The sequence below is a fragment of the Arthrobacter sp. C9C5 genome, assembly GCF_013359735.1.
Classification (GTDB): Bacteria; Actinomycetota; Actinomycetes; order Actinomycetales; family Micrococcaceae; genus Arthrobacter.
The window spans coordinates 1-1453 of sequence record NZ_JABFMX010000046.1 but is presented as its reverse complement, the minus strand read 5'-3'; the positions used below and the strand labels follow the sequence as shown (position 1 = coordinate 1453).

At 66.4% G+C, this 1453-nt stretch carries 2 protein-coding genes; both read right to left on the bottom strand.

The annotated features are described in order from the left end of the window. Nucleotides 1-345 precede the first annotated feature (345 nt). Nucleotides 346-498 carry a hypothetical protein gene (locus tag HNO80_RS17745; RefSeq protein ID WP_174182301.1) on the bottom strand — a complete coding sequence of 51 codons (153 nt, stop codon included), beginning with the start codon at nt 496-498 and terminating at the stop codon, nt 346-348. 179 nt (nt 499-677) lie between these two features. After that, nucleotides 678-1453 (bottom strand): DUF4192 family protein (locus tag HNO80_RS17740; RefSeq protein ID WP_175324168.1); only part of this gene is annotated, 776 nt, incomplete at its 5' end.

The window sequence follows — 1453 nt, the reverse complement described above, 5'->3', positions numbered from 1 at the left end:
CCCCCCGTTGTTTTGGCTGCTGGCGAAGCTTGCGGAGCTGTGGCCGACGGAGGCCCGTCTACCGGAGGCAAGGGGCAGGAAATTCCCGGAGGAAATAAGCGACGAAGGAGCGCCGCAGGGACATTTCCTGAACCGCAGGCCCCGACGAAGGAGGGGCTGGACGGGCCGGAGCGGACACGTACAATCCGACAGGACAGCAGCCAAAACAGAAAGACGCTTCTACAGCCCGAGCGAAGCGAGGCCCGTTTCAGCGTTTAAAAGGGCTGAGGCCGGCCCCTTGGGGCCGGCCTCAGTTTTCCCTCAGCAAAAGGAAAATCAGTGCTGCAGCGTCATTGCTGCATCAAGTTATAGGTCCAGCGGGGATTTCTCCCAGGAGATATCGACGATGGGGGCCCCTGGCTGCGGCATGGTCAACATCGAGAGCTCGAGAACGTCCTGGGCATGGGTGGCATCGGCAGGTGCTGCGTCATCGTCCGTCAGGATGTACTCGTGGCTCATGTGCTGCCCCCAGGCTCTTAGTGGATCGTGTTCCTCCACTGTAGCCCGGCGTCCGGCCGTTGCCCGCTTGTGGTGCTGCGCCCGCGGCAGCGTGATCGGCGGCCGGAGGAGCGCATGCGGGGGAGGTCGCCGCCGCACCCAAGGGGCCGGACCGTTTTCCCGGTCCGGCCCCGTTGCTTTTAGCGGTGCCGCTTATAGGCGGTTGCCTGGTTCTTTGCGACCGGGGCGATGGTTCCCCGGCTCACCAGCTGGTCCATCAGTTCCGCGAGCCGGTAGCCCGGTGTATCTGCCAGAGCAAGCTTGAAGTGGTCCGCAGCTACCGACGACTGACCTTTGAGGTACGCCAGCCAGCCGATCAGGGTCAGCAGGGGTGCACGGTAGCCTTCCGGCGCGGCGTCGATGAGGTTCCGGGCGGTTTCCTGCGCCCGGTCCACGCGGTTCCAGTCCGGGGCGATACCCTCCCCCATGAGCAGATTCCCGCTTTCCTCGGCGTCCGGCAGCTCCGGGTCGATGACGTTGCAGAACATCACGTCGCGCAGGTCCGGGCGCTGGAAGCACGCCAGCAGCTCCACCGCGGTCTGCGGATCCGTCCAGCCGTCCCGGGTCAGGGCCTCTGCCCACAGTTCCCGGCCCGGACGCAGCTCCGCCCCGAGCACTCCCGGGAGAGCGTGACGGATCTGCTCCTCCCTGTCTGCCGGGCCTGCGAACGGCGCGTAGCTGGTGCCGGGCGTCATTTGGTAGCTGCTGCCACGGAACACCAGTTCCGCGTTCAGCTGCCCGTCCGTGATGGATTCCAGCGATTCGGGCGGGCAGCACCCGGCGTCACTGTCGCACAGCAGGTTTTGCCAGTGCGAAGGGGTGACCAGCCAGGCGTCCCGCAGCGGGGTACCCGCGCTGTCCAGCGCCTCAATGACGGCCTCGACGTGGTCGTGGAAGGGGCGGGGCTGCCCGGGGG

What these genes read in the sequence shown, in the direction of transcription:
- HNO80_RS17745 (WP_174182301.1), bottom strand. Translation starts at nt 498, where the DNA reads ATGAGCCACGAGTACATCCTGACGGACGATGACGCAGCACCTGCCGAT.